Consider the following 19,309-nt stretch of genomic DNA (forward strand, 5'->3'; position numbering starts at 1 on the left):
AGAAAGGGTATCTCATTGTTTTTGAGATGCCCTCTTTTTTTGGCCCAACCAGTAGGCGGGTGATCGGAAGATGTGTGGAAACGGAATTGATTTCATAGAAAAAATTTCAAAATAACATCGAAATTTTATCGAATAAATGGTAAAATAGAAATGCATAATAGTTCCTGTATCCTACATGAATCGAGGGGGGAACCACTATGGAAGGGAAACCGATCTATTACGATGGTAGTGGTCATTATCCTGGTGACGCGGATGAAAATATGGTGAACAACGAACCGTTTACGCTCACGGACGAAATACGAAAACAAATTAGCGGCAACCCATTTGCTGTTGAACAAGGTGAATAGCCGATCCGTATGTAAATTGCCTCAAGGGCAATTTTTTTTTTGAGCAAATGACTTGCCAAGCTTCCACCATCCTTATATAATTACCTTGTATTCGAGATATTTGATTTAGAGATAAGTGTATGCTGTGTTCAACAACAGTAAACACTAAAATGATGAGACCATTAAGAAAGGGAGTATGCATCATGGCGAAAGTATTGTACATCACCGCCCATCCTCACGACGATACACAATCATACAGCATGGCGGTCGGGAAGGCATTTATTGAGACATATAAACAAGTGCATCCGGACCATGAGGTCATTCATCTTGACTTATATAAAGAGTATATTCCGGAAATCGATGTCGATGTGTTCAGCGGTTGGGGCAAGCTTCGCTCTGGTCAGTCGTTTGAACAGCTGTCGGCCGAAGAAAAAACGAAAGTTGGACGGATGAATGAGCTGTGCGATCAATTCATCTCCGCTGATAAATACGTGTTCGTCACGCCGATGTGGAACTTTTCCTTCCCACCGGTATTGAAAGCATACATTGATGCAGTGGCTGTAGCTGGAAAAACGTTCAAATACACGGCACAAGGACCGATCGGGTTGCTCACCGATAAAAAAGCGCTCCACATTCAGGCGCGTGGTGGCTTTTATTCGGAAGGCCCAGCAGCACAAATGGAAATGGGACACCGTTATTTAGAAATTATCATGCAATTTTTTGGCGTACCATCATTTGAAGGCCTGTTTGTCGAGGGACATGCGGCCGTGCCGGAAAAAGCGGAAGAAATTAAAGCGAACGCCATTGCTCGGGCAAAAGAATTGGCTCATACATTTTGATCGAGACAGGCAGGATGTGTTTCTCGATTCTGTTATGATAGTAAATATTGCGCGGGAAATGGCCAACTATTCATCTGGGGAGGTTCTCTGTTTGGAGAGCCTCTTTTTTGTTGTGGGAGCCAAAGAAAACAGAAAAGCGCTTTGATGTTCCTATACGTCAGTTAGATGACGTATGGTATAATAAACCATATAAACAAAGAGTGGGGGTTCACCATTTGTGAACGAACATAGACAAAATCGGCAAATGCGCCTGCACAGCATAGCGGCAATGTTGGCAACCACGTTATTTGGCGTGCTTTTGTTCGCTGCAGGGCGGCTCTCTTTTCCCCCTAGTTTCTATCATTCTATTCATCTTGCTTTAGGGCTTGCCGCCGTTGTCGTCTGCTGGCTTGTCGCCATGCAAGGATGGGCGGTGTTTCCCCATACGCTGTCGATGGAGCGGCTCGTGATGGGGGCGTTATTTTTTTCCTCAGGATCGCTGTTTTCCTTTCATTTTCTCCTTTCATTCGCGGACGCGGGTGAAGCGTCGCTGTTTTCGCTTGCTGCTCGCTTTACGATCGCTTGGGGGTTGCTCTTTTTATTTTCACGTCCGGACGAGGTGATGGAACGGCACAGCGGACAGCGTTGGCAGGCGTTTTTGATGGCCTTGGTTTATACAGCTGCTATCGGTCTATTGCTTCATTTTACAGCGTCGCTTTGGCTGGGAGATGGGACGAGCCGCTGGCCGCTTTGGTGGCAGGCGGGAGAAGGGGCGGTTGGATTGTTTGATGCAGCAGCCGCCGCGATCGTATGGCGTCGCTATCGGCAAGGCGGCTCTCCTTCCCCCTTGTACTGGTTGATGGCTTTACTGTTGTTCGCTTTTGGCCAAGTGTTGCTGATGTTGGGCCCTGGGCATGTGCTATGGGGGCAGCTGTACGAAGTGTCCGGATTTTTGTATGTCTTGCGCGCTATGTATGTGGAGACGATTGAAAAGCCGTATGTAGAACTCAAGCAACACGAACAGCAGCTGGAAATGATGGCGAACGCCCTTGGCGAAGGACTGATGATGTTAGACCGAGACGGGCAAATCGTTTGGATGAACCCAGAAGCCGGTCGACTGCTCGGTGTCGTCCCTGACGAAGCGAAAGGAAAGCCGTTATTTTCTTTTGTTTCGCTTGCTGGGCCGAATGGTGACGCATGGGATTGGAAGCAGCTGCGCTACGTCGTCAAACGGTTGAAAAGCGGCGAAGTGATCCGCGTTGAGGAAGAGTCATTTTGCCGATACGACGGTGTTTGTTTGCCGGTGAGCTACACGCTGGCGCCAGTAATCGAAGACGGTGCGCTGACGGGGCTTGTCGCTGTGTTGCGCGACATGACGGAGAAAAAAGAGAAAGAGCGGCTTGAACGAGAGCGTGAACAGCTTGATTTTGAATTGTCGCTTGCAGCGAATATGCAGCGTGCGCTCTTGCAGACGTCTTCCGAAGCGAATTTGCCATCCTATGTCGACATCGGTGTCCTCAGCGTTCCCGCTCGGGTATTAAGCGGCGATTTTTACCGCTTTTCTGTTCACCAAACATCCGTGTCTGTCGGCATTGCTGATGTGTCGGGAAAAGGCATTCCAGCCGCAATGCTTATGACACTAATGAAATTTATTTTAGACCGCACGGTCCATTATGGGACGCAGCCGCATGTGTATCTTGACTTGTTGAATCGGTTCGCCTATGACTACACCGAACCGTCGATGTTTGTAACGATGTTTGTCGGCAATTACAATGAAAAAACGCACGTGTTTTCGTATGCGTGCGCCGGACATGAGCCGGCGCTTCTATACCGGGCGAAAACGAAACAATGCGTGCCCCTTCACGCCAAAGGATGCGCGCTCGGCTTGTTCCCGCAATTTTCGTTTGAGACCAAATCGGTTGTACTGGAACCAGGAGATTTTGTGTTGTTGTACACGGACGGAGTGACGGAAAAGCGCGGGGAAGAAGTGGCTGATGGCTTTTCTGTCCTCGCCTCAATGGTCACACGCACCAACCTCGACCAGCCTGCCTCACAAGTTGTTCACGATTTGTACGAGCAGGTGAAAGCGTATCACCAATACGAGCAAAAAGACGATCAGACGTTGTTGCTATTGCGCCGCCGTTGACATCAGCGTTTATACTGCTTGATGGTGAAGGCGGCGCTTTCTTCTGCCATTATGACGAATAGGCGGCAAGCTGCCGCTTCAGTTTTTCAATCGCCCGCTTTTGGATGCGGCTGATCGTCATTTGGGAGACGCCGAGCCGTTTAGCGAGCGAGCGCTGTGTTTCTCCGCGGCGAAACACCGCCTCGATGACGATCCGCTCCTGCTCGCTCAGCTTGCCGATTGCTTCTTGCAAGTCAAGCCGCTCGATCAGCGCCTCGACCTCATTCGTGTCATCGGCAAGAAATTCGCCGATGGTCGTCGCGTCCTTTTCCCCGTCTTGCACGGGGGCATCGATGGAAATCGCCTGATAATGGTCGCGGCCAGCCAAAATTTCAATCGTTTCTTCGACCGATAAACCTAAATGGTTGGCTATTTCCTCGATGTTCGGTGATCGCTCAAGTGTGACAGTCAGCTCATCGATCGCCTTCTGCACTTTGCTTCCGTTTTCTTTCACTCTGCGCGGTACTTGAATATACCACGCTTTGTCGCGCAAATAGTTTTTCATATAGCCGATCAAGCTTTTCATTGCATACGATTCAAAGCTTGTTCCTTGGTTCGGGTCGTAATGCTCAAGGAGGCGCAAAAACGATAACCGTCCGACTTGAAATAAGTCCTCATAAAAATCAGGACGGCTGCGCGCCATTTTTTTTGCTGCGGCCGCAATGAGCGGCTCGAAGCGAACGAGCAGTGCTGTCGCCGCTTCTTCCGTCTTTGTTTGTTGATAGGCGGAAATGAGGGCGTCAAGCTTGCTCTTGGACAGAGGAGGGGGATATACATTCATGGGCATGCTCTCCTTCGCCGCGATGGCGGAATTTCGTGAGGCGGACTTCTGTTCCGTCCGCTGTTGTGACACTTACATCGTCCATGAGCGCTTCCATTAAAAAGAGGCCGAGACCGCCGATTTTGACGTCCTCAATCGGCTTAGCGGACAGTGGTGCTGCCTGTTTCGCTACTTGTTTGTAATCAAATCCTTTGCCTTCATCTTTAATAACAATCGCTAAGGCATCGGCGCTCATTTCAAAGCGGAGATGAATCATTCCCCTTCTTCCGTTGTACGCATGCAAAACGGCGTTATTGCATGCTTCTGAAACAGCGACTTTCATATCCTCAATCTCTTCATACGAAAATCCCATCTTAGCGGCCAGCCCGTACAACGTCAAACGCGCGATATCGATAAACTGCGCATCAGCTGGAATCGATAGTTGTACGACGGTTTCATGCTCTTTCATGATTGGCCTCCGATCCTTTCTGTCGTATCGTTCGCTTCGGAAAAAAAGTAAGATACTCCCGTTAAATCAAACAAACGCTGCACCTTGGGGGGCACGTTTTCAATGGCAAACCGCGCTCCTTGCTTTTTTCTCGTTTTCAACAGTGCGACCAGCATGCCAATGCCGGTGCTGTCAATGTACGTCAATTCGTCTAAATGGATGACAAGCAGTTTCGTTGCGTCATTGGCAAGCGGTTCGACAGCACGCTGAAACTGTTCGGCCGCCGCTAAATCAAGCTCTCCTTTTATGTATACCATGTGCCGATCTGGCTGTTCGTCATGAACGATATGAAATCGTTTCCTGTCCATGTTGGTTCACCCCAAATGCTCGATGGTTTGGCTTCGTCATCGTATAATAAGGTTGTCCACCCCTAAGACGTTTACAATGGATATACCCATATTTTATACTATTTGAAACAGAAAAGAAAAAAGCCAATGCCAAAGGAGTGGCTGCAATGCCGATTTTAAAAAACGATTGGGCTCCGCTTCTAGAAGAGGAGTTTCAAAAGCCATATTACTTAAAGCTGCGCGAGTTTTTAAAAGAAGAGTATCGGACGCGAACGATTTATCCTGATATGTACGATATTTTCAACGCCCTTCATTATACGCCGTACGCGAACGTCAAAGTCGTGTTGCTCGGGCAAGATCCGTACCACGGCCCAGGGCAGGCGCACGGGTTGAGTTTCTCCGTTAAGCCGGGCGTTCCGGTGCCGCCGTCTTTGGTCAACATTTTTAAAGAACTGCATGATGACCTTGGCTGTTACATACCGGATAACGGCTACCTCGTGAAATGGGCAAAGCAAGGGGTGCTGTTGCTAAACACCGTGCTGACGGTTCGGCGCGGCCAGGCAAATTCCCACCGCGGCAAAGGGTGGGAACATTTCACCGACCGCGTCATTGAGCTCGTCAACGAAAAAGACGATCCAGTCGTCTTTTTGCTTTGGGGGCGGAACGCGCAAGAGAAAAAAGAACGCATCACGAACCCGCGTCATCATATCATCGAGGCGCCGCACCCGAGCCCGTTTTCTGCCGCGCGCGGCTTTTTCGGTCACCGCCCGTTTTCGCGGACGAACGCATTTTTGACAAAGTGCGGACGCGAACCGATCGACTGGCAAATCGAAAACATCGGCGCCCGCGCCGAATGAACAAGGAGGAAACACCATGTCCATTTCTTTTGCTGCTGTTGTCGCCAAAATGGAAGACGAGCTTCGGAAAGCGAAAGTTACGAACGACCCGCAGCGGATGCGCGAACACATCGCCGCTGTTCGTGCTTTATGCGACTTAATGCTGGAAACGACAGATCAGCCGCAGCCGTCCGTTCCGTCTGTCTCGACAGAGCCGCTTGTCGCCGGCGGATCGTTCCCCGCTGCGGTTGGTTTTTCGGTTGGCGGCATGTCTACTGGCGGGAAATCTCCTGACATTGATGATGATGCGAACGGGGAGTCGTTGTTGGATTTTTGATGACATACTTGCAACAGCCGCAAAGAAAGTTTGTCATTTGCTCTTTTCCGCAGGTTTTTCGCTACTAGAGTGAAAGGTTTTTCCTCTATTAGGCTGTCTACTTTTGTTTGCGCCGGAGAATAACGAGCGGCTCTCCGGCTTGGGCATGAGTCCAACCAGCCATGCTCCGAAGCGGCTCGTTTCGTTATAAAAAAGCCGGGTGGGATGAGTCGTCAAAAAACGTAGAAACAAGGGGGCACATGGATGCAGCAAGATGTCAGAGCTGCACATCGTTTCAGCGCTCACAATCGAAAATATCTACAAAACGATGCGCTATGCGGCTGTTTTCATTGTTTGGCCATTTTTAGCCCGGGGGAGATTACAGAGTGGGTTGATCAGGGAGATACAGCACTTTGCCCGTACTGTGGAATTGATTCTGTTATCGGCGAAGGCTCCGGCTTTCCGATTGCCCGCAACTTTTTAAAACGTATGCGTCAAGAATGGTTCTAACAAACATGGTCTTATCCTGATAAAATAAAAAGAAGGCGGCTCCTTGTTGATTCTGATTGGGGATGCGTGTTGTTGTAGCATGTCACTATTTTATAAATAAAGAAGGAATCTTAGATTAGAAAGAGGCGGTGTCACGATGAAAACATTCATCTTTCTTGGCGCGTTGAACGCGTTTTTGGCCGTCGCATTGGGAGCATTTGGTGCGCACGGCCTCGAGGGGAAAATTCCGGACCGTTATTTAGAAACTTGGAAAACGGCAGTGCAATACCAAATGTTTCATACGACCGGATTGCTTGTGGTCGGTCTGTTGCTTGGCAAAGCACCGAATGCTGGGTTGATCGGTGTGGCCGGCTGGGTGATGTTGGCGGGGATTGTGCTGTTTTCCGGCAGTTTATACATATTAAGTGTCACGCAAATCAAGCCGCTTGGTGCCATCACCCCGTTTGGCGGTGTCGCTTTTTTAATCGCCTGGGTGATGATTGGTTATGCGGCGTTAAAATGGTTGTAAACGGAGCGCAGGAGCCGAGCGCTCCGTTTTTTTGGCTGGCGTCTATATTCATCTTATGGTGAAAGCCATAGACTTAACGTCAGTAGCAGACCAACCGCCCAATGATGCCGAGCGGCCCATTTCATGCCGCTGATTTCCTCAGCTCGGCTAGCGCTGGGACGGAAACAAAGACAAAGCCGGATAGCAAGCGGCAGTGCGAGCACTGTGATCGCAGCAAGCAAAGGGACGACATGCCAAAAAATTAAGACGGCGATCGACAAGTAGGTGGAAGCGAGCAAAACAGCGAGAAGCCGTGCTGCGTTTTTCCGTCCAAGCCGAATGGCTAACGTGCGGCGAAACGGTCGGTCTTTTTCGATGTCGCGGATGTTGTTCGTCAAAATCATCGAGGCAATGAGCAAGGCGAACGGGATGGACAAGGCAAACGGAGCGGCGTTTGGCGCATGTCTTTGTACGGCATAAGCGAGTACGGTCACTACCGGCCCCATACAAGTAGCGGCAGTCAACTCGCCTAAGCCGAGCGAGGCGAGCGGGCGTGGCCCGGCTGAATACGCAATCCCGCATATGATCGCTACGGTGCCGATCCACGCGATAGCTGCATAGCTTTGCCATGCCAAGTACGCGCCTAACGCAACCGCGGCGGTCAGCATGGCGCTCGCAACGGCAGGGATCGAGCGATGGGCGGGACCGTCGTCATGCTTGTTTGTCCATTTATCAACGTCTTGGCCACGCAATCGATCGAAATAGTCATTCAGCATGTTGACTGCCGACTGGATCAGCACAGAGGCGGCCAGCATTGCCAACAACACGTCGATCCGAACAGCCCCTTTTTTTGCCGCCAGCGCGGTAGCGGCCAGCACAGGGCTGATCGTCCCGCTCCATGTCAACGGACGCATTAAGTGAAACCATGAAAAACGATAAAACCAACGCTGATCTTCTTCGCAATGTTCATATCGCAATGCCAACCCCTCGTTTCCATCAGGAAAGTAAAAGCATGCATAGGATGAGTACGACAAACCCGGCCGCTTCGACCGACTGAATGGCAATGATCGAAGTCATCGCGTTTTTTAACGGTGCGTCATTGCCATGTTCGGCTTGTTGCCAAAGTTCTTCATCGGCAAACACGGTCATCGCTTTGCGGTAACCGACAAACATCCCCCAAGCGAGCGTGGCGGTTCCTGTGAGGAGGGCGGTCAGCCATACACGGCCATAGGCGGTCAGCCATACATCCGCCCAACTGTGAATCGGCCCAGCAGCTGTGCCAAGCCATATGCCGGTGGTGATGACGACGGCGCCTGCTGCGGCGAGCGGCCGGTGCGACCACTGCATAAGCGATCGGAAAAATTGCTGGCGCTGAAGCGGCCGCATGAATCGGGAGGCGGGATACACCGCCCAGCCGATGAATGCCACGCCTCCTACCCACATGATCGCCGCGACAAGATGTACCCCGAGCAGAAAATCACGCGACGTCCAAGCCATAAACAGACCCCTCTTTTTGTGTTGTTTACCACCATTATATACAGCTAGGTGGCGACAACTTGTGATGGCCATCACGTCAGCCAAAATAAAGAAGGTTGCCTTTAGCAACCTTCTTGTCAAAAGACTGTTTTTCAATTTAGCGTGGAGAATACGTAGCAAGCGGCGTTGTGGTCGCGGCTGTACTTCCCGCGAATGGATATTCGTAGGCGATTTCTCCTTCAAACGTGACGTAGTCGACATAAATCATCGGAATTAAATAGCGCGTGCCCGTTTGCTGGTCGCTTAAAATGACATGGTCACGCCCAGCCGCCTCAATGACGCCGCGGAACACTTTCGCATTCCATTCGCGGTTGTTTTCGAACGTCGCATAAACCGTGGCGGTTTTTCCTCTGTTTAGCCGCAAAATGTTTTCAATGTACGACTCTTCAATCGGCAACATCCCCGGAATCGAGGGGCCTGCGGTGGCAGGGGCGGCGGCGGTTGTCGGTGTCGGCATTGACGTTGGTGCAGTAGTCATCGGCATCATCGTTGGAGCGGCCGCTTGTGGATAATAATACGGATACGTTGTAGGATAATACGGCTGTGAGTACGGGTAACCGTAAGGATAGGATGCATACGGTTGTTGCCGTTCTTGATCGAACGGCGCATAATAAAACGGTTGTTGCTCCTCGTCAAGCGGATAGAAGTTGTTTTCTGTATGGTTAGACATAAAAAAACCTCCTCTATAAAAATGTTAATAAACACGTGGGCAGTCGGATTGGCTCGGTGCAAAAAAGCAGTGCGATTTGTAGCGGCCGGAGTTCCATTGGTTAAACCATTGTGGCGGGCACGATTGGCCTTCAGGTGGTCTAAAAAACCAAAGTGAATTTGTCGCCGGATGGTAGCGCCAACCGCGGATGACTTGACGGGCCAAGCCGATATCTACTTCGCGTGCCCGTTGGTAAAAATATCCCTTTTGTACCGCTTCAAAACCGCCTGGGCTCTGAAATACCATTTGCCGGATTGAACGGAGACCGCGGAAATCGAGACAATCGGCAATAACGCGGTTAATGCCGACATTGCCGACCATCAGCATCCCAAGCCGCCCGTCTCCTTCCGCTTCGGCCCGCATCAGCCGGGCTAACAGCTTCACGTCTTCTTCTGTATGGGCTACAACAGCCATATCGTCACCTCGGTCGTTATCAATTTCGACAGTAATAGGCTATTGATGGAGAAAGAAAATGGTGACAGACGGACAGACTGTTTCCAAAGGGAATTTCTGATTTTATATGTATGGGGAAACCAAGCCTCATATGACAGAAAACCATATGGTTGTCCAAAACAGCGGGGAAGCAAGGCAGGGACTGACGGAAAAAGCCGTCGATCCTTCGTTGTGTGTACAAGATATAGAGCGAAGAATCCGTTGGATGTGGTAATAAAAAGGTGTCTCATGCTTTTGAGACACCCTCATTGCTGTTAAATATGGAAGAAGGTCGGTACGTTTTCAGCCGCTAGGCGGTTGCCGACGAAAAACGAACCAAACTCGCCAAAGCGAGCGCTCACTTCATCGAAGCGCATTTCATAAACAAGTTTTTTGAACTGGAGGGCATCATCGGAAAACAAGGTGACACCCCATTCAAAATCGTCCAAACCGACAGAGCCGGTAATGATTTGCGTCACTTTGCCGGCGTATTTTCGACCGGTCATGCCGTGAGCGCGCATGAGCTCGCGCCGCTGTTCCATCGACAACATGTACCAGTTGTCATCGCCTTGGCGCCGCTTATCCATCGGGTAGAAGCAAATGTAGTTCGTTTTCGGCAAAATCGGGTACAAGCGGCGGCGCACTTCCGGAATTTGATACGGATCTTCGTTGCCGGACGCTAGATAGTTGCTCAATTCGACGACCGAGACGTACGAATACGCCGGCAGCAAATACTCGGCAAGTTTCGTTTTATTGAGCGCCGTTTCAATCTCATGAAGCTCATCGAGCGTCGGGCGCAAAATCATAAACAAAATGTCCGCTTTCTGCCCGACGATCGTGTAAATCGCATGGCTGCCTTGCTGTTCGCTTTCGGTCGTTTCCCATTTGTCGACGAGCGCCAAAAACTCGTCAATCGCTGCTTGACGTTCTTCGTTCGGCAACATTTTCCACGCGTTCCAGTCGATCGTACGGAAATCATGCAAACAATACCAACCGTCTAACGTTTGGGCCGCTTCACTCATCATCGTCACTCCTTATCGGTCAATAGTACAGTATTACTATACCATAGTTTGCCCAAAAAAGCGGACATCGGTGCACAGGGCAAAAGTAGACTGAATTGTGCCAAAAGGTGAATTATTTGTTGGAAGGGCTTACTATGATTGCGTTTCGCATATAAAGAGGTATGCTTAATGGTAGAGGAAGGTTGGTGTGTCCCGCAGGGAAAACGTCAACCGATCATAAAGGAGGCATGAATCGTGGCAAACGATTTATTTACAGCATTAAAGGAGAAAGTGGTTGGCACCGGACGGAAAATTGTATTTCCGGAAGGAACGGATGACCGCATTTTGACGGCGGCAAGCCGATTGGCGGCGGAACAAGTGCTTCTGCCGATCGTTCTTGGCGATGAACAAGCGATCAAAGCGAGAGCAGCGGAGCTTGGCTTACCTTTTGACGGAGTGGACATCATCAATCCGCGCGACTATGCGGAGTTTGATCAGCTCGTTTCCGCTTTCGTTGAGCGCCGTAAAGGGAAAGTGACGGAAGAAGCAGCACGCAAACTGTTGTTGGATGAAAACTATTTCGGCACGATGCTTGTCTATACAGGTGCAGCGGACGGTCTCGTAAGCGGGGCGGCTCACTCGACAGCCGATACGGTGCGCCCGGCTTTGCAAATTATTAAGACGAAACCGGGAGTCCGCAAAACGTCCGGCGTTTTCATTATGGTGCGCGGCGAGGAGAAGTATGTGTTTGCCGACTGCGCCATCAACATTGCCCCTGACAGCCAAGACTTGGCCGAAATTGCGATCGAGAGCGCCCGGACGGCTGCTATGTTCGGCCTCCATCCGCGCGTGGCCATGCTTAGCTTTTCGACGAAAGGCTCGGCTTCGTCGCCGGAAACGGAAAAAGTCGCAGAGGCTGTGCGATTGGCGAAGGAAATGGCTCCTGACCTCGTCCTTGACGGCGAGTTTCAATTTGACGCGGCGTTCGTGCCAGAAGTAGCGAAAAAGAAAGCGCCGGATTCGGTCATTCAAGGCGATGCAAACGTCTTTATTTTCCCGAGCCTCGAGGCAGGCAACATCGGCTACAAAATCGCCCAACGCCTCGGCGGCTTTGAAGCGGTCGGCCCGATTTTGCAAGGGCTGAACAAGCCAGTAAACGACTTATCACGCGGCTGCAGCGCAGAAGATGCCTATAAGCTCGCCTTGATTACGGCAGCTCAATCATTATAGGACGATGCTTTCGTGAACAGCTATGCATCGGTGCGTCCAGCCCTTTAAAAACAGTGGTTATTGGAGCGCACGGTTTCACGCATGCGAGAAAAGCAAGCCAAAAAGGTGTCCCGACAACGCGGGGCACCTTTTTTCGATGTTCGGCGGTGAAGTATTCTCCACGTTTTCTCGCATTGTGCGTTCCATTCCCAGTCATTTTTACTCCATCATTTTTCGTTATGCCGCAGTGAACGGGGACGAGATAAGAGGCATCCGCTTTGGTTATGTTATAATCATAATCAAAAAACGGATGAAGAATAAGGAGCTAGCAGCTAATGATGAACGAATTGTTGCAGCAACGAAAATGGCGAGTGATTGATCAATCGCATTTCGGCTCGTTATTTGACGCAAAACAGTCGTTTGCGACTGATGATACGCTATGCACCGCGGTCGGTACCGGGCGGTCTGATGCCGTCGTCCGCACATGGGTGCATGAGAATACCGTCGTTTTAGGCGCCGCGGATACAAAACTTCCGTATATTGATGAGGCCGTTGCGTTTTTGCGCCAGCGAGGGTACCGTGTCGTCGTGCGTAATTCCGGTGGATTGGCTGTCGTTCTTGACAGCGGGGTGCTGAACATATCACTTATTTTTCCAGAAACGAAAAAACACATGATTGCCATCGAACAGGGATATGAAGCGATGTACGCGCTCATTGCAGCCATGCTTGCCCCCTACGGCGCCAACATCGAAGCGGGAGAAGTTGTTGGCTCGTACTGCCCAGGCAGCTATGACTTAAGCATCGGCGGGAAAAAATTCGCTGGCATTTCACAGCGGCGCGTGCGCGGTGGAGTCGCGGTACAAATTTATCTTTGCGTCACCGGCAGCGGAGCTGAACGAGCTGAGCTCATCCGCTGCTTTTACGAGCTCGGTCGGCAAGGGAAAGAAACGAAATTTACCTATCCTGATGTCGTCCCAGGAGTGATGGCATCACTTTCTGAACTCATCGGCCGCGAGTTGTCGGTTGACGAGCTGTTGGTTGCCCTTTGGCGCACGCTTCAATCGTTTGGCGGTGCTTTGTATTCGTCCGCCCTCGATGGTGAGGAATGGGAATGGTATGAACAATATTGGGCACGCATCGTCGAACGGAACGCCAACGTATCCATCACAGAACCGAGTGAAGGCATCAAACGGTAACATTCATTTTGCTTCGGATGAATGAGGCCGACTTGCCAGCTATCGAGAAGATCGCCGTTTTCCGACGAAAGAAAAGGATGCCGCAGTTCTCCATCGGCATCCTGTTTCGTTACTCGGCGATTTTCTCTAAGTTTCCATTGGGGTCCATGCGGAAGGTCAGACCTCGCTCCTCTTCCTCTTTTAACACCATTTTGCGTGCTCGATTAATGATTTTGACAAGTGTCTCAAAATCTTCTTGGACAGTCGACGAGTTTTCTTCTAATTTCGCAACCTGTTCCTCTAGTTCCTTATTTTTTTGCTTTAATTCTTCAATTTCGCGGCGCAGCCGTTCATTTTCTTTGATCAGTGTTTCCCGTTTCTGTTCGTGCGATTGGAACGTTTTCAAAAAGGCGATTACTTGATCAAGTGTGACTGATTGAGGCTGCGGTGCTGGAATGACGGCCGGCAACTGCATGATGTCGCCGAGCTCCTCTAATGACGGCATCGGTGGTTCATACAGACGGCGCTTTCTAGCACCGCCTTGTTTGGCAAGCAGACGCTGTCGTTCTTTTCGTTGCTTTTTCGCTAGCTGGAGTGCTTCTTCATACCGATGGCGGACGACCGCGTTCCAACGGAACCCGCAGGCGGCCGACGTCCGGTTTAATTTGTCACCAACTTCTTCAAATGCGTTCAGCTGGGTGCTTCCTTCGCGTACATGGCGAAGCACGGTTTCCGCTAACAACAAATCGTCTTCTTCCGTCCAAGCATCTTGTCGTTGCTTCATCATTCCCCACTCCTTTTTCGTTTCTAGTAAAAGGATGGGCAAAAAGAAACAAATTTATACGTTGCAAGTTTACAGGATTGGCAAATTGCAAGAATGAAAGCCGCCCGCTTGCAATTTTCCTGCGAAAGCGGTAGAATACACAAAGCAAACGCTGTGGAAAGGGATGACAAGTGATGGCAAATGAGTTTCGCGTTTGCGACGACTGCAAGGCACCGAACTTAAAGACGTTGCTTCCGCGCCTGAAAAAGCTCGATCCGGATGCGGTCATTAAAATCGGTTGCCAGTCATATTGCGGTCCGGGGCGGAAAAAAACGTTCGCCTTCGTCAATAATCGCCCAGTAGCGGCGCTGACGGAAGACGAACTGATCGATAAAATTGCCGAAAGACTGAAAAGCCGCTAATTGATCACCTTCTTTGCCGAAAGAAGGTGATTTTTTGTTTTTTCCGTCAATAATGGAGATAGACGGAGAAAAAAGTCAACTATTTCTTTGCATCTCGAAACGGCGTATAATAGATGTATGTTGGAAACGGAAGAGGAGGGCACTATGTATCCCGGCGGGCAGCTTCATGAAGAAAAAGTGTTTAAAGATCCGGTGCATCGATACATACACGTTCGTGACAAGGTGATTTGGGATTTAATCGGCACAAAAGAGTTTCAGCGCCTGCGCCGCATTAAACAGCTCGGCACGACCTATTTGACGTTTCACGGCGCCGAACATAGCCGATTCAACCACTCGCTCGGCGTTTATGAAATCATCCGCCGCATTCTTGATGACGTCTTTGTCGGCCGCGAGCATTGGGATCATAGCGAACGCCTCCTTTGTCTATGTGCGGCGCTCTTGCACGATTTAGGGCACGGCCCGTTTTCCCATTCGTTTGAAAAAGTGTTTCATTTAGACCATGAAGATTTCACTCGAGCTATTATTGTAGGCGATACGGAAGTGAACGCTGCCTTACGTGCCATCGATAGCGATTTTCCGCAAAAGGTAGCCGAAGTGATCGCCAAAACATATCCAAATAAACTCGTTGTCAGCTTGATTTCGAGTCAAATTGACGCCGATCGGATGGACTATTTATTGCGCGACGCATACTACACCGGCGTCAGCTACGGCTATTTTGACATGGAGCGCATTTTGCGTGTTATGCGCCCGCGTGAAGACCAAGTCGTCATTAAGCGGAGCGGCATGCACGCGGTTGAGGATTACATTATGAGCCGCTATCAAATGTATTGGCAAGTGTATTTCCATCCGGTGACACGCAGCGCTGAAGTCATTTTGACAAAAATTTTGCATCGGGCGAAAAAGCTGTACGAAGACGGCTACTCGTTTCAAACGAAACCCGTTCATTTTTTGTCGTTTTTTGAGGGGAACGTAACGCTTGACGATTACTTGGCGCTCGATGAGGCGGTCATATTGTTTTACTTCCAGCAATGGCAGCACGAACGGGACCCGATTTTAAGCGATTTATGTCAACGATTTGTCCACCGACGTCTGTTTAAATATACCGAATTTCATCCAACGAACGAGCAGATGACAAAGCTGATCGAGCTGACTAACTTATTTAAAAAAGCAGGCATCGACCCGGACTATTATTTAGTCGTCGACTCATCGTCCGACTTGCCGTACGATTTTTACCGGCCGGGTGAGGAAGGCGAGCGCCTGCCGATTTATTTGTTGATGCCAAATGGGGAATTGCGCGAGCTGTCGCGCGAATCGGTGTTGGTCGACGCCATTTCCGGCAAGCGGCGCACCGACCATAAGTTATATTTTCCGGCTGACTTTCTCTATGACTTATCAACGAAGCGGACAGTGAAGAAAAAGATTATGGAAATTTTAAAGGGTTAGGAGATGACGGAGAGTGCTCACGGAGCATGCGAAAGTGATGAAGGCATTGGCGGCCGCCGGGGAAATTACCGGTCGTAAAAAGCTGCAAAAAATGATTTACATCGCAAAAAAGCTCGACTTTCCGTTTTACGAGAAGTTCGACTTCCATTTTTACGGCCCGTATTCTGAAGAATTGACATGCCGTGTCGAGGAGTTATGCGCGCTCGGTTTTTTGCATGAGACAAAAGAGAAAAAAAGCGGCTATGTGCAATATCGCTATACGCTCACCGAAGCGGGTGAGCAGTTTTTGCGCCATTACGACTGGGGCATGCCGGGCCTTGACGAATGCATGCAAGTGATGAATGAACAAAACGCGCGCTTTTTGGAGCTTGTCGCCACGGTGCTCTATTTTGAACATTTACCAAAAGACGAAGTGAAAGAAAAAATCGCTCTGTTAAAAAGCAAACAGCGCTATACGGATGAGGAAATTGAGGAAGCGTACGAATATATTGAGATGCTCCGCAGCCAATGCAATAAAAAAGCCCGCGTATAAGCGGGCTTTTTTACGGTTGAAAACCGATGTGGCCAATGGTCGTGTGACCTCCCATCAGTGTGGCAAAAACGCCAGCTGCAAAAAGAACAGCACGGCAAGCACATACAACAGCGGAGGCACGTCGCGCCAGCGGCCGCGGGCAATTTTTAAGAGCGGGTACGAAATGAAGCCGAGCGCGATGCCGGTCGCGATGCTGGAAGTGAGCGGCATGCTTAAGATGATGAGAAATGCCGGGAACGCCTCGTCGAGTTCATGCCATGAAATATGGGCGATGTTGCTGATCATCAAGCTGCCGACGATAATGAGCGCCGGAGCAGTGATGGCGGATAACCCAGCGACCGCGCCCACTAGCGGGCTGAAAAAGGCGGCGATGATAAACAGTACGGCGACAGTGAGCGCTGTCCATCCGGTCCGTCCGCCGGCAGCGACACCGGTGGACGACTCGATGTACGCTGATGTTGGGCTTGTCCCAAACATGGCTCCGACCGTAGTCGCGACTGAGTCAGCTAAGAGCGCTTCGCGGGCGCGCGGCAGCGTGTTCCCTTTCATCAGTCCTGCTTGTTGGGCGACGCCGATCATTGTGCCAGTCGTGTCAAACAGCGTGACAAGCAAAAAGGAAAAGACGACGGCATACAAATGATGGCTGATGACGTCATCAACGGCCGCAAACGGATTGGCAACGACAACCCCATCCGGCAACGACGGCAACGACATGATTCCTTCGTCAAATTTCAATTGACCGGTCGCGTAGGCAATCACCCCGGTGATAATCATGCCGTAAAAGAGCGCGCCGTTGACGCGACGTATCATAAGAACGAGCGTTACGGCGAGGCCAATCAGCGTCAACATAGCTGATGGAGCATGCAAGTCGCCGAGCGCTACTAAGTTTTGTGGGTGGGATTGGATGATCCCAGTTAGCCGCAAGCCGATAAAGGCGATAAACAGGCCAATGCCGGCGGTGATGCCATGTTTTAAGCTGTCAGGGATCACTTCGATTAGCTTGCTGCGCAATGGGGTGAGTGACAGCAGCAAAAACAGTAACCCCGCGACAAACACAGCGGAAAACGCGGTTTCGTACGAAATGTTGCCGTGTGAACCGACGACCGAATAGGCGAAATAGGCGTTGAGTCCCATGCCGGGAGCGATAGCGATCGGATAGTTGGCAAAAATGGCCATCCAAAGCGTGCCAACCACGGTGGCGATGACGGTCGCAGTGAACGCCTGTTCAAACGGGACACCGGCGTCCGACAAGATAACCGGATTGACCACAATGATGTATACCATCGTTAAAAACGTCGTCAAACCAGCGAAAAATTCCGTTTTGCGATCGGTAGTGTTGTTCGGAAAACGAATCATTGGCAACCTCCTAAAAACGAACAATATTACAAACAAATATAATAATATTCGTTTTTTCTTCAAAAAGCAACGGGAGCGCCCTAAGCGCCCCCGTCTCTCCTTTACTCCGCGTCGCTCAGCCGTTTTCCGGCGACGGCGTAATGATCTTTCGTCATTTCTTCAATGAAAACGACGACGTTCTCTTTTTTCGCCCCTGTTGTTTCCACAACTGCGTCAGTCACTTTTTCAACGAGCGCTTTCTTTTGCTCGTCTGTGCGGCCGGCGAGCATTTTGATCGTTACATACGGCATCGTGATTCCCCCATTTCATTGTCGAGTGCTGTCGCGCTTATTATACCATGGAACAGTAAAGTTCAATCCACTTTTAGCGGTAAATCATGTATACTAAGGATAGTGAATACAGGGGAAAAGGAGTTAATCAAGTGGAACGTATTTTGCCGTATTCATTAAGTGAAATTCCGTACGTATTGTTAACGCTGGCGCTAGCGTTTTCCGTGCATGAGTTTGCCCATGCGTACGTCGCCTACAAGTTCGGCGATCCGACCGCCAAAAATCAAGGTCGGTTGACATTATCGCCGTTTGCTCATTTGGATTTATTTGGCACGCTGCTTATTTTCTTAGCCGGTTTCGGCTGGGCGCGGCCGGTGCCGGTCAACCGTTTCCATTTTAAAAACCCGCGTCTAGCTGGCATTCTCGTGTCGGTCGCCGGGCCGCTAAGCAACCTTTTGCTTGCTGGACTTGGGTTTATCGTTTGGTATGCGATGATCGATTTCGGCATTATGAGGGCGCTGCCTAATTGGTTTGCGGCCGGGTTTGATATGTTTTTCCAAATTTTTATCGGCTTGAACACCGTCTTGTTTGTGTTTAATTTATTGCCGTTTCCGCCGCTTGATGGGTATCGTATCATTGAAGACATCGCTCCGGATGGGCTGCGAGCGAAAATGACGCAATGGGAAAACTACGGGGCGCTCATTTTTCTCATTCTCGTGCTGACACCGCTTGATCGGTACACGATTGAGCCGGTGTTTCAAGTGGCGTTGCCGTTCGTGCTTGAACATTTGCAGGCGTTTGCTGCCAACTTGTTTATGTAGGAAGGAGGAAGAAGCGAATGGAGCAAAAAAAGAAGAAAAATATCGGCTTTAACATTATTAAAGACGATCCGACCGATGGACATCGCGGTTTTGGTGCCGGGGCGATCAGCTTGGAAAACGTCTCGCCCGTCATCATTGATGTCGAAGCGGGTGAAGCATTCGTTGATATGGGAGCGATGCACGCACGCAGCGCTGTCGAGCGGGGCATTAAATTTTTGCCCGACCGTTCCGCCGTGCCGAACGGCAAGCCGTACTGGATCGTTTGGGTAACGGTTGAGCGTGGCGAGGACGGCCCGTATTATGCTGGGGTAACGGCGTGTGAAATGACGGTCGACCGTGAGGCGCGCCGCGGCTATAAGTTGTTGCCCGAGCATGTCAACCGTTTGGATAAATCACTAAAGCGGCACATCATCGTCGACCATATGGACGACAAATCGAAGCAAGTGCTCGCTGACTTTTTGAAAGGGCATGACATCGACATGTGGAACCGTTCGAGTGATGAGCTGAAAAAAGGGCTCGAAGGCGAATTGTGACGGTTTTGTGAACATGTTAGCGGAAGGACTTGTTATTGCCTAGAAAAAGGGATAAACTAAACCTACATGTATAAC

25 protein-coding genes are annotated in these 19,309 nt (G+C 50.2%); 14 read left to right on the forward strand and 11 right to left on the reverse strand.

Annotated elements, in window-relative coordinates:
* Positions 1–197: 197 nt before the first annotated feature.
* The 3 genes from DSM465_RS19595 (at position 198) to DSM465_RS0108405 (ending at position 3,290) form a co-directional block, all read left to right on the forward strand.
* Positions 198–347: a hypothetical protein gene (locus tag DSM465_RS19595; RefSeq protein WP_008880765.1), complete on the forward strand. Its 150-nt coding sequence runs from the start codon at positions 198–200 to the stop codon at positions 345–347.
* A gap of 182 nt (positions 348–529) precedes the next feature.
* A complete protein-coding gene (locus DSM465_RS0108400) occupies positions 530–1,165 on the forward strand; it encodes an FMN-dependent NADH-azoreductase (RefSeq protein WP_029761098.1) in 636 nt (211 codons plus the stop codon).
* 244 nt (positions 1,166–1,409) lie between these two features.
* On the forward strand, positions 1,410–3,290 hold the full coding sequence (locus DSM465_RS0108405) for a SpoIIE family protein phosphatase (RefSeq protein ID WP_394359148.1): 1,881 nt from the start codon (positions 1,410–1,412) through the stop codon (positions 3,288–3,290).
* 49 nt (positions 3,291–3,339) lie between these two features.
* On the opposite strand, the gene DSM465_RS0108410 is transcribed toward DSM465_RS0108405, so the two are convergent.
* From DSM465_RS0108410 to DSM465_RS0108420, 3 genes are read right to left on the reverse strand one after another with little or no spacing between them, the layout of a single operon-like run.
* Positions 3,340–4,110, reverse strand: coding sequence for a sigma-70 family RNA polymerase sigma factor (locus DSM465_RS0108410; protein WP_008880762.1), 771 nt, complete (start codon positions 4,108–4,110; stop codon positions 3,340–3,342).
* Entirely contained in the window at positions 4,070–4,558 is a 489-nt protein-coding gene (rsbW, locus tag DSM465_RS0108415; protein ID WP_008880761.1) for an anti-sigma B factor RsbW, read from the reverse strand. Before rsbW ends, DSM465_RS0108410 begins: the two co-directional genes overlap by 41 nt.
* Positions 4,555–4,905: an STAS domain-containing protein gene (locus DSM465_RS0108420; protein ID WP_008880760.1), complete on the reverse strand. Its 351-nt coding sequence runs from the start codon at positions 4,903–4,905 to the stop codon at positions 4,555–4,557. The genes rsbW and DSM465_RS0108420 overlap by 4 nt, the downstream gene beginning before the upstream one ends.
* Before the next feature lie 146 nt (positions 4,906–5,051).
* Here DSM465_RS0108420 and DSM465_RS0108425 point away from each other — a divergent pair, with 146 nt between their 5' ends.
* From DSM465_RS0108425 to DSM465_RS0108440, 4 genes are all read left to right on the forward strand, one after another.
* Positions 5,052–5,741: a uracil-DNA glycosylase gene (locus tag DSM465_RS0108425; protein ID WP_008880759.1), complete on the forward strand. Its 690-nt coding sequence runs from the start codon at positions 5,052–5,054 to the stop codon at positions 5,739–5,741.
* 16 nt (positions 5,742–5,757) lie between these two features.
* Positions 5,758–6,057: a YwdI family protein gene (locus tag DSM465_RS0108430; RefSeq protein WP_008880758.1), complete on the forward strand. Its 300-nt coding sequence runs from the start codon at positions 5,758–5,760 to the stop codon at positions 6,055–6,057.
* Positions 6,058–6,300: 243 nt separating this feature from the next.
* A complete protein-coding gene (locus DSM465_RS0108435) occupies positions 6,301–6,546 on the forward strand; it encodes a hypothetical protein (RefSeq protein ID WP_029761103.1) in 246 nt (81 codons plus the stop codon).
* Between the two features lie 136 nt (positions 6,547–6,682).
* A complete protein-coding gene (locus tag DSM465_RS0108440) occupies positions 6,683–7,054 on the forward strand; it encodes a DUF423 domain-containing protein (RefSeq protein ID WP_008880756.1) in 372 nt (123 codons plus the stop codon).
* 53 nt (positions 7,055–7,107) lie between these two features.
* On the opposite strand, the gene DSM465_RS0108445 is transcribed toward DSM465_RS0108440, so the two are convergent.
* The 5 genes from DSM465_RS0108445 to hemQ form a co-directional block, all read right to left on the reverse strand.
* Positions 7,108–8,010 (reverse strand): prenyltransferase, encoded by a 903-nt coding sequence (locus DSM465_RS0108445; RefSeq protein WP_008880755.1) that lies wholly within the window; start codon positions 8,008–8,010, stop codon positions 7,108–7,110.
* A 19-nt stretch (positions 8,011–8,029) separates the two neighbouring features.
* A complete protein-coding gene (locus DSM465_RS0108450) occupies positions 8,030–8,530 on the reverse strand; it encodes a hypothetical protein (protein WP_008880754.1) in 501 nt (166 codons plus the stop codon).
* Positions 8,531–8,666: 136 nt separating this feature from the next.
* Positions 8,667–9,239 carry a spore coat protein GerQ gene (gene gerQ, locus DSM465_RS0108455; protein WP_008880753.1) on the reverse strand — a complete coding sequence of 191 codons (573 nt, stop codon included), beginning with the start codon at positions 9,237–9,239 and terminating at the stop codon, positions 8,667–8,669.
* Between the two features lie 24 nt (positions 9,240–9,263).
* Positions 9,264–9,692: a cell wall hydrolase gene (locus DSM465_RS0108460; RefSeq protein ID WP_008880752.1), complete on the reverse strand. Its 429-nt coding sequence runs from the start codon at positions 9,690–9,692 to the stop codon at positions 9,264–9,266.
* A gap of 293 nt (positions 9,693–9,985) precedes the next feature.
* Positions 9,986–10,732, reverse strand: coding sequence for a hydrogen peroxide-dependent heme synthase (gene hemQ, locus DSM465_RS0108465; RefSeq protein ID WP_029761104.1), 747 nt, complete (start codon positions 10,730–10,732; stop codon positions 9,986–9,988).
* 234 nt (positions 10,733–10,966) lie between these two features.
* On the opposite strand from hemQ, the gene pta reads away from it, so the two are divergent.
* Both pta and DSM465_RS0108475 read left to right on the forward strand, forming a co-directional pair.
* Positions 10,967–11,941 (forward strand): phosphate acetyltransferase, encoded by a 975-nt coding sequence (gene pta, locus DSM465_RS0108470; RefSeq protein WP_008880750.1) that lies wholly within the window; start codon positions 10,967–10,969, stop codon positions 11,939–11,941.
* 314 nt (positions 11,942–12,255) lie between these two features.
* The gene (locus DSM465_RS0108475; protein WP_008880749.1) at positions 12,256–13,116 is read left to right on the forward strand and encodes a lipoate--protein ligase family protein; all 861 of its coding nucleotides are present in this window, start codon (positions 12,256–12,258) and stop codon (positions 13,114–13,116) included.
* Between the two features lie 109 nt (positions 13,117–13,225).
* Here the strand turns inward: DSM465_RS0108475 and DSM465_RS0108480 are convergent, their stop codons facing one another.
* Positions 13,226–13,879 (reverse strand): RsfA family transcriptional regulator, encoded by a 654-nt coding sequence (locus tag DSM465_RS0108480; protein ID WP_029761105.1) that lies wholly within the window; start codon positions 13,877–13,879, stop codon positions 13,226–13,228.
* 173 nt (positions 13,880–14,052) lie between these two features.
* Between DSM465_RS0108480 and DSM465_RS0108485 the strand changes: the two genes are divergently transcribed.
* The 3 genes from DSM465_RS0108485 to DSM465_RS0108495 all read left to right on the forward strand — a co-directional run bounded on the left by DSM465_RS0108485 (position 14,053) and on the right by DSM465_RS0108495 (position 16,255).
* The gene (locus tag DSM465_RS0108485; protein WP_008880747.1) at positions 14,053–14,280 is read left to right on the forward strand and encodes a DUF1450 domain-containing protein; all 228 of its coding nucleotides are present in this window, start codon (positions 14,053–14,055) and stop codon (positions 14,278–14,280) included.
* A gap of 144 nt (positions 14,281–14,424) precedes the next feature.
* Complete coding sequence (locus DSM465_RS0108490; RefSeq protein WP_008880746.1) at positions 14,425–15,723, forward strand: HD domain-containing protein; 1,299 nt, start codon at positions 14,425–14,427, stop codon at positions 15,721–15,723.
* 13 nt (positions 15,724–15,736) lie between these two features.
* A complete protein-coding gene (locus tag DSM465_RS0108495) occupies positions 15,737–16,255 on the forward strand; it encodes a YwgA family protein (RefSeq protein ID WP_029761107.1) in 519 nt (172 codons plus the stop codon).
* Positions 16,256–16,309: 54 nt separating this feature from the next.
* On the opposite strand, the gene DSM465_RS0108500 is transcribed toward DSM465_RS0108495, so the two are convergent.
* Both DSM465_RS0108500 and DSM465_RS0108505 read right to left on the reverse strand, forming a co-directional pair.
* On the reverse strand, positions 16,310–17,611 hold the full coding sequence (locus DSM465_RS0108500; protein WP_029761108.1) for an NCS2 family permease: 1,302 nt from the start codon (positions 17,609–17,611) through the stop codon (positions 16,310–16,312).
* Positions 17,612–17,712: 101 nt separating this feature from the next.
* Complete coding sequence (locus DSM465_RS0108505; RefSeq protein ID WP_011888418.1) at positions 17,713–17,901, reverse strand: 2-hydroxymuconate tautomerase; 189 nt, start codon at positions 17,899–17,901, stop codon at positions 17,713–17,715.
* Between the two features lie 131 nt (positions 17,902–18,032).
* On the opposite strand from DSM465_RS0108505, the gene DSM465_RS0108510 reads away from it, so the two are divergent.
* Positions 18,033–18,701 carry a site-2 protease family protein gene (locus DSM465_RS0108510; RefSeq protein ID WP_008880742.1) on the forward strand — a complete coding sequence of 223 codons (669 nt, stop codon included), beginning with the start codon at positions 18,033–18,035 and terminating at the stop codon, positions 18,699–18,701.
* Positions 18,702–18,718: 17 nt separating this feature from the next.
* The gene (locus DSM465_RS0108515) at positions 18,719–19,234 is read left to right on the forward strand and encodes a YwhD family protein (protein ID WP_008880741.1); all 516 of its coding nucleotides are present in this window, start codon (positions 18,719–18,721) and stop codon (positions 19,232–19,234) included.
* Positions 19,235–19,309 lie beyond the last annotated feature (75 nt).

Source organism: Geobacillus thermodenitrificans subsp. thermodenitrificans DSM 465 (genome assembly GCF_000496575.1).
Lineage (GTDB): Bacteria > Bacillota > Bacilli > Bacillales > Anoxybacillaceae > Geobacillus > Geobacillus thermodenitrificans.

Excerpts from the sequence above, each read along its gene's own strand:
- DSM465_RS0108505 (WP_011888418.1), bottom strand. The coding sequence starts at position 17,901 with ATGCCGTATGTAACGATCAAAATGCTCGCCGGCCGCACAGACGAGCAA.
- DSM465_RS0108490 (WP_008880746.1), top strand. The coding sequence starts at position 14,425 with ATGTATCCCGGCGGGCAGCTTCATGAAGAAAAAGTGTTTAAAGATCCG.
- DSM465_RS0108420 (WP_008880760.1), bottom strand. The coding sequence starts at position 4,905 with ATGGACAGGAAACGATTTCATATCGTTCATGACGAACAGCCAGATCGG.
- DSM465_RS0108435 (WP_029761103.1), top strand. The coding sequence starts at position 6,301 with ATGCAGCAAGATGTCAGAGCTGCACATCGTTTCAGCGCTCACAATCGA.
- DSM465_RS0108500 (WP_029761108.1), bottom strand. The coding sequence starts at position 17,611 with ATGATTCGTTTTCCGAACAACACTACCGATCGCAAAACGGAATTTTTC.
- gerQ (WP_008880753.1), bottom strand. The coding sequence starts at position 9,239 with ATGTCTAACCATACAGAAAACAACTTCTATCCGCTTGACGAGGAGCAA.
- DSM465_RS0108450 (WP_008880754.1), bottom strand. The coding sequence starts at position 8,530 with ATGGCTTGGACGTCGCGTGATTTTCTGCTCGGGGTACATCTTGTCGCG.
- DSM465_RS0108400 (WP_029761098.1), top strand. The coding sequence starts at position 530 with ATGGCGAAAGTATTGTACATCACCGCCCATCCTCACGACGATACACAA.
- rsbW (WP_008880761.1), bottom strand. The coding sequence starts at position 4,558 with ATGAAAGAGCATGAAACCGTCGTACAACTATCGATTCCAGCTGATGCG.
- DSM465_RS0108430 (WP_008880758.1), top strand. The coding sequence starts at position 5,758 with ATGTCCATTTCTTTTGCTGCTGTTGTCGCCAAAATGGAAGACGAGCTT.
- hemQ (WP_029761104.1), bottom strand. The coding sequence starts at position 10,732 with ATGAGTGAAGCGGCCCAAACGTTAGACGGTTGGTATTGTTTGCATGAT.
- DSM465_RS0108425 (WP_008880759.1), top strand. The coding sequence starts at position 5,052 with ATGCCGATTTTAAAAAACGATTGGGCTCCGCTTCTAGAAGAGGAGTTT.
- DSM465_RS0108480 (WP_029761105.1), bottom strand. The coding sequence starts at position 13,879 with ATGAAGCAACGACAAGATGCTTGGACGGAAGAAGACGATTTGTTGTTA.
- DSM465_RS0108460 (WP_008880752.1), bottom strand. The coding sequence starts at position 9,692 with ATGGCTGTTGTAGCCCATACAGAAGAAGACGTGAAGCTGTTAGCCCGG.
- DSM465_RS0108405 (WP_394359148.1), top strand. The coding sequence starts at position 1,410 with ATGCGCCTGCACAGCATAGCGGCAATGTTGGCAACCACGTTATTTGGC.
- DSM465_RS19595 (WP_008880765.1), top strand. The coding sequence starts at position 198 with ATGGAAGGGAAACCGATCTATTACGATGGTAGTGGTCATTATCCTGGT.
- DSM465_RS0108515 (WP_008880741.1), top strand. The coding sequence starts at position 18,719 with ATGGAGCAAAAAAAGAAGAAAAATATCGGCTTTAACATTATTAAAGAC.
- DSM465_RS0108410 (WP_008880762.1), bottom strand. The coding sequence starts at position 4,110 with ATGAATGTATATCCCCCTCCTCTGTCCAAGAGCAAGCTTGACGCCCTC.
- DSM465_RS0108475 (WP_008880749.1), top strand. The coding sequence starts at position 12,256 with ATGATGAACGAATTGTTGCAGCAACGAAAATGGCGAGTGATTGATCAA.
- DSM465_RS0108440 (WP_008880756.1), top strand. The coding sequence starts at position 6,683 with ATGAAAACATTCATCTTTCTTGGCGCGTTGAACGCGTTTTTGGCCGTC.
- DSM465_RS0108485 (WP_008880747.1), top strand. The coding sequence starts at position 14,053 with ATGGCAAATGAGTTTCGCGTTTGCGACGACTGCAAGGCACCGAACTTA.